Below are 6685 nucleotides of genomic sequence, written 5' to 3' on the forward strand. Positions count from 1 at the left end.
GCGAGATTCCAATGGACAAACTGATTATTACTGGCGGCGCTCGTCTTGATGGCGAGATCCGTATTTCGGGTGCGAAGAACGCGGCCCTGCCGATTCTGGCGGCGACCCTGCTGGCCGATGGCCCGGTCACCGTAGGCAACCTGCCGCACCTGCACGACATCACCACCATGATCGAGCTGTTCGGCCGCATGGGCATCGAGCCTGTGATCGACGAAAAGCTGGCGGTGGAAATCGACCCCCGCACCATCAAGACCCTGGTCGCGCCGTACGAGCTGGTCAAGACCATGCGCGCCTCGATCCTGGTGCTGGGCCCGATGGTCGCCCGCTTCGGCGAGGCCGAGGTGGCACTGCCTGGCGGTTGCGCGATCGGTTCGCGCCCGGTCGACCTGCACATCCGTGGTCTGGAGGCCATGGGTGCGAAGATCGAGGTCGAAGCCGGCTACATCAAGGCCAAGGCGCCTGAGGGCGGCCTGCGCGGTGCGCATTTCTTCTTCGACACCGTCAGCGTGACCGGTACCGAAAACATCATGATGGCCGCAGCGCTGGCCAAAGGCCGCAGCGTGCTGCAGAACGCTGCGCGTGAGCCGGAGGTGGTCGACCTGGCCAACTTCATCAACGCCATGGGCGGCAAGGTGCAAGGTGCCGGTACCGACACCATCACCATCGATGGCGTCGAGCGCCTGGCGTCGGCCAGCTACCGTGTGATGCCGGACCGTATCGAGACCGGTACCTACCTGGTTGCCGCTGCCGTGACCGGTGGCCGCGTCAAGGTCAAGGATACCGACCCGACCATCCTTGAGGCCGTGCTGGAAAAGCTCAAGGAAGCCGGCGCCGAGATCACCACCGGTGAAGACTGGATCGAGCTCGACATGCAGGGCAAGCGGCCAAAAGCCGTGAACCTGCGTACTGCGCCGTACCCGGCGTTCCCCACCGACATGCAGGCGCAGTTCATCTCGCTGAACGCCATTGCCGAAGGCACCGGTGCCGTCATCGAAACCATCTTCGAAAACCGTTTCATGCACGTGTACGAAATGCACCGCATGGGGGCGCAGATCCAGGTCGAAGGCAACACCGCGATCGTTACCGGTGTACCGGCCCTCAAAGGCGCCCCGGTCATGGCCACCGACCTGCGCGCGTCGGCCAGCCTGGTGCTCTCGGCGCTGGTGGCCGAAGGTGACACGCTGATCGACCGCATCTACCACATTGACCGTGGCTACGAGTGCATCGAAGAAAAACTGCAGATGCTCGGCGCGAAAATCCGCCGCGTACCGGGCTGATCGCCCTCTGGTGCAAGGACGCACCGTTCGAATTGAAAGCGGCCAGGTCCCTGACCTGGCCAGCAGTAGCCGCTTAAGGACCGACGTTCCAATGTTGACCATCGCGCTTTCCAAAGGCCGTATTCTCGACGATACCTTGCCGTTGCTGGCCGAGGCCGGCATCGTGCCGACCGAGAACCCGGACAAGAGCCGCAAACTGATCATCCCTACCACGCAGGACGACGTACGCCTGCTGATCGTGCGTGCTACCGACGTGCCGACCTATGTCGAGCATGGTGCTGCCGACCTGGGTGTGGCCGGCAAGGACGTGCTGATGGAGTACGGCGGCCAGGGCCTGTACGAGCCACTGGACCTGCAGATTGCCCGCTGCAAGCTGATGACCGCAGGCGTGGTCGGCGCCCCTGAGCCCAAGGGCCGCCTGCGCGTGGCCACCAAGTTCGTCAACGTCGCCAAGCGTTACTACGCCGAACAGGGCCGCCAGGTCGACATCATCAAGCTGTACGGCTCGATGGAGCTGGCACCGCTGATCAACCTCGCCGACAAGATCATCGACGTGGTGGATACCGGCAACACCCTGCGGGCCAATGGCCTGGAGCCCCAGGAAATGATCGCCACGATCAGCTCGCGCCTGGTGGTCAACAAGGCCTCCATGAAGATGCAGCACGCCCGCATCCAGAGCCTTATCGACACGCTGCGCGCGGCGGTCGAATCGCGACACCGCGGTTAATTCCCTACCGATTGCGCGCGGCCGTTGCTGCCGCGCCCATCTATCCGCGTCATAGCCACTTTTCTCGGGTGCCCGCGCGGATGGACTGGTAGCCTAGGGCGCCTGAGCATTCGCTAATCATCGAGGCCCTCGCCATGACCGTGTCCACTGCAATTGCCCGTCTCAACGCTGCTGATCCGGATTTCGCCCGACATCTGGATCATCTGCTGAGCTGGGAAAGTGTGTCCGATGACGCGGTCAACCAGCGCGTGCTGGACATCATCAAGGCCGTGCGCGAGCGTGGCGACGCAGCGCTGGTGGAGTTCACCCAGCGTTTCGATGGCGTTCAGGCCACATCGATCGATGACCTGATCCTCGATCGCGAGCGCCTGGAGCTGGCGCTGACCCGTATCACCCCCGTACAGCGCCAGGCCCTGGAAAAGGCCGCCGAACGTGTGCGCATCTACCATGAGCGGCAGAAGCAGGATTCCTGGCAGTACACCGAAGCCGACGGCACCGTACTGGGGCAGAAGGTTACCCCGCTGGATCGGGCCGGCCTGTATGTGCCCGGCGGCAAGGCCTCGTACCCCTCGTCGGTGCTGATGAATGCCATCCCGGCCAAGGTGGCCGGCGTGGCCGAAGTGGTGATGGTGGTGCCGACCCCGCGCGGTGAGGTCAACGAGCTGGTGCTGGCCGCTGCCTGCATCGCTGGTGTCGACCGCGTGTTCACTGTCGGTGGCGCCCAGGCGGTCGCGGCACTGGCCTATGGCACCGAAAGCGTGCCACAGGTCGACAAGATCGTCGGCCCGGGCAACATCTACGTCGCCACTGCCAAGCGCCATGTATTTGGCCAGGTGGGCATCGACATGATCGCCGGGCCTTCGGAAATCCTGGTGGTGTGCGACGGTCAGACCGACCCGGACTGGATCGCCATGGACCTGTTCTCCCAGGCTGAACACGACGAAGACGCACAGGCCATTCTGGTCAGCCCGGATGCCGCCTTCCTCGACCGTGTCGCTGCCAGTATCGACAAGCTGCTGCCGACCATGGAGCGTGCGCAAATCATCCAGAAGTCGGTCAACGGCCGTGGTGCATTGATCCAGGTAAAAGACATGCAGCAGGCCATGGACGTGGCCAACCGCATTGCCCCCGAGCACCTGGAGCTGTCGGTGGCCGACCCGCAGGCCTGGCTGCCGCACATTCGCCACGCCGGGGCGATCTTCATGGGCCGCCACACCAGCGAAGCACTGGGTGATTACTGCGCCGGCCCCAACCACGTGTTGCCAACCTCCGGCACTGCACGCTTCTCGTCGCCGTTGGGTGTGTACGACTTCCAGAAGCGGTCGTCGATCATCTTCTGCTCCGAGCAAGGCGCGTCCGAACTGGGCCAGACTGCCTCCGTGCTGGCCCGTGGCGAATCGCTGACCGCGCACGCCCGAAGCGCTGAATACCGCATCCTGACCCAACAGAAGGGGAACTGAACATGAGCCGATTCTGGAGCCCCTTCGTCAAGGACCTGGTGCCTTACGTGCCGGGCGAGCAGCCCAAACTGGCGCGGCTGGTCAAGCTGAACACCAACGAGAACCCCTACGGCCCGTCGCCCAAGGCGCTGGAGGCCATGCGCGCGGAGCTGAACGACAACCTGCGCCTGTACCCCGATCCTAACGGTGACCGCCTGAAGCAGGCGGTGGCCGAGTATTACGGCGTTACCCCGGCGCAAGTGTTTGTCGGCAATGGTTCGGACGAGGTGCTGGCGCACATCTTCCACGGCCTGTTCCAGCACGATGCACCGTTGTTGTTCCCCGATATCAGCTACAGCTTCTACCCGGTGTACTGTGGTCTCTACGGCATCGCGTTCGAGCAGGTAGCCCTGGACGAGCAGTTCCAGATCCGTATCGAGGACTACAACAAGCCCAATGCCGGGATCATCTTCCCCAACCCTAACGCGCCTACGGGTTGCCTGATGCCACTGCAGGCGGTAGAGCAACTGCTGCAGGCCAACCGTGACTCGGTGGTGGTGGTGGATGAAGCGTACATCGACTTCGGCGGCGAAACCGCCATCAGCCTGGTCGACCGCTACGACAACCTGCTGGTGACCCAGACCTTGTCCAAATCGCGCTCGTTGGCGGGGCTGCGTGTCGGCTTGGCCGTGGGGCACCCGGACCTGATCGAGGCATTGGAGCGCATCAAGAACAGCTTCAACTCCTACCCGCTGGACCGTGCGGCCATTGTTGGCGCTGCCGCGGCTTTCGAGGACCGAGAGTACTTCGAGCAAACCTGCCGCAAGGTGATCGACAGCCGCGAGGCGTTGGTTGGCCAGCTACAGGCCAAGGGCTTCGAAGTGCTGCCGTCGGCGGCCAACTTCATTTTCGCGCGCCACCCGCAACAGGATGCCGCCGAGTTGGCAGCGCGCTTGCGCGAGCAGGGCGTCATCGTGCGCCACTTCAAGCAGGCACGTATCGCCCAGTTCCTGCGGATCACCATTGGCACCCCGGAGATGAACCAGGCGCTGCTGGATGCCTTGAACTGACTGGGCCCTTTTTAGTGCCTGTCACACCGAGCGCCGCCCGCGCGGCGCTTGGTGCCTACTCAAAAACAATTCTGTGAAGCGTTGCAGCCTGTTGATTCAGCGCTTATGGTTAGCCCTAATTCGTCCGATGACTGGATGTATCGATGTCGTGATTGATCAAGCGCTCCCTCGTCGAGCAGGCCGTTGAGCAACTGCGTGAGCGCATCGCACAGGGTGACTGGCAGATAGGCCAGCGCCTGCCGACCGAGCCGGAACTGGCCCTGCAACTGGGCATCAGCCGTAACACCGTGCGCGAAGCCATGCGCGTGCTGGCCTTCAGCGGCCTGGTCGAAGTACGCCAAGGCGACGGCAGCTACCTGCGTACTTCGCAGGACCCGTTGCTGGCGATGCAGGCCATGGCCCGCTGTACCGCCGAGCAGGCCCGTGAAACCCGCCACATTCTCGAGGCGGAGGCGATTGGCCTGGCCGCGCTGCGGCGCACCGATGCAGACCTGCAAGGGCTGCGCGAAGCGCTGGCCGGCAGCGCCGGGCATTTTCATGGTGATGTCGATCACTACATAAGGTGCGACCTGGTGTTTCACCAGCGGCTGGTCGATGCCGCCCACAACCCCGCCCTCAGCGAGCTTTACCGCTATTTCTCCGGCGTGGTCGCGGCGGCGCTGCAGCACAGCATGGCGACCGTGCCGCGCTGCCAGGCCACGTTCGATCTGCATGGGCAGATCCTCGACGCCATCGAACAGCGTGATGCGGACCGGGCCAAGCGCCTGAGCCGTACCCTCATCGAATCCTGACCCCGAGAACACCATGGCTGAGTCCCTACCCCGCAACACCCCACCGCACGCGCGTGACCTCGATGAACTGCTGATCGACGCCGAGGCCGACGACGAGCAAATCCAACAGCAGCCGGTGCAATTACGTCGGCCGTGGCTGCTGTTGCTCGGCCTGGTGCTGGTGGCGCTGAACCTGCGCCCGGCGCTGTCGAGCATGGCGCCCGTGTTGGGCCAGGTGTCCGAAAGCCTGGGGCTGAACGCTTCGCAAGCCGGTTTGCTGACCACCTTGCCGGTGTTGTGCCTGGGGCTGTTTGCGCCGCTGGCACCGATGCTGGCAAGGCGCTTTGGCAGTGAGCGGGTGATCGTCGGCATTCTGCTCACCCTGGCGTTGGGCATTGTCGTGCGCAGCAGTTTGGGCGTGGCGGGGGTGTTTCTAGGCAGCCTGATGGCTGGCGCCAGCATCGGCATCATCGGGGTGTTGTTGCCCGGTATCGTCAAGCGCGACTTCCCCCAGCACGCAGGCACGCTGACCGGGGTGTACACCATGGCCTTGTGCCTGGGCGCGGCCATGGCGGCGGGTGCCACCGTGCCCTTGGCCAGCCATTTCGGTGGCAGCTGGGCGTTGGGCCTGGGCTTCTGGGTGCTCCCGGCGCTGCTGGCCATGCTGGTCTGGCTGCCACAAGCCCGCCAGGGGCACGGCCTGCACAAGGTGGCATACCGCGTGCGTGGCCTCTGGCGTGACCCGTTGGCCTGGCAGGTGACCCTGTACATGGGCCTGCAGTCGTCGCTGGCCTACATCGTGTTTGGCTGGCTGCCGTCGATCCTGATCGGTCGTGGCCTGAGCCCGACCCAGGCCGGCCTGGTCCTTTCCGGGTCGGTCATCGTGCAGTTGCTGAGTTCGCTGAGCGCGCCGTGGCTGGCCACTCGCGGCAAGGACCAGCGGCTGGCAATCGTGGTGGTCATGCTGACCACTCTGGCGGGCCTGTTCGGTTGCCTGTATGCCCCGCTTTCCGGGCTGTGGGGCTGGGCCGTGGTGCTGGGCCTGGGGCAGGGTGGTACATTTGCCCTGGCGCTGACCTTGATCGTGTTGCGCTCGAAGGACGCCCACGTGGCGGCCAACCTGTCGAGCATGGCCCAAGGCGTGGGTTATACCCTGGCGTCGATGGGGCCGTTCGCGGTGGGGTTGGTGCATGACCTGACGGGCGGCTGGGCGGCCGTGGGCTGGATCTTCGCTGTGCTTGGCGTCGGCGCCATCGTCTTCGGGTTGGGGGCCGGGCGGGCTTTGCATGTGCAGGTGACCAGCGAAAAAGTCTGAATCTGTGCTGGGCAGCACCGGCCCTGTCGCCGGCAAGCCAGCTCCCACAGGGATCGCCTTGGGGCTGACAGGTGTTTGCCACAAGGT

Annotated in this window: 6 protein-coding genes; all 6 read left to right on the forward strand. The window is 64.4% G+C overall.

Translation table 11 applies throughout. From position 1 onward, the window contains the following. Positions 1-11 precede the first annotated feature (11 nt). Complete coding sequence (murA, locus tag B3361_RS20635; RefSeq protein ID WP_009683027.1) at positions 12-1277, forward strand: UDP-N-acetylglucosamine 1-carboxyvinyltransferase; 1266 nt, start codon at positions 12-14, stop codon at positions 1275-1277. A 91-nt stretch (positions 1278-1368) separates the two neighbouring features. Then, complete coding sequence (hisG, locus tag B3361_RS20640; protein WP_009683026.1) at positions 1369-2004, forward strand: ATP phosphoribosyltransferase; 636 nt, start codon at positions 1369-1371, stop codon at positions 2002-2004. A 134-nt stretch (positions 2005-2138) separates the two neighbouring features. Beyond that, positions 2139-3464: a histidinol dehydrogenase gene (gene hisD, locus B3361_RS20645; RefSeq protein ID WP_029887545.1), complete on the forward strand. Its 1326-nt coding sequence runs from the start codon at positions 2139-2141 to the stop codon at positions 3462-3464. Between the two features lie 2 nt (positions 3465-3466). Further along, positions 3467-4513, forward strand: a complete 1047-nt coding sequence (gene hisC / locus B3361_RS20650) for a histidinol-phosphate transaminase (protein WP_009683023.1) — start codon at positions 3467-3469, stop codon at positions 4511-4513. A 152-nt stretch (positions 4514-4665) separates the two neighbouring features. Further along, positions 4666-5304, forward strand: coding sequence for a FadR/GntR family transcriptional regulator (locus B3361_RS20655; protein WP_286920338.1), 639 nt, complete (start codon positions 4666-4668; stop codon positions 5302-5304). A gap of 13 nt (positions 5305-5317) precedes the next feature. Next, on the forward strand, positions 5318-6598 hold the full coding sequence (locus B3361_RS20660; protein ID WP_054881430.1) for a CynX/NimT family MFS transporter: 1281 nt from the start codon (positions 5318-5320) through the stop codon (positions 6596-6598). The last annotated feature ends 87 nt before the right edge of the window (positions 6599-6685 follow it).

Source organism: Pseudomonas sp. UBA6699 (genome assembly GCF_002454615.1).
Classification (GTDB): Bacteria; Pseudomonadota; Gammaproteobacteria; order Pseudomonadales; family Pseudomonadaceae; genus Aquipseudomonas; species Aquipseudomonas juntendi.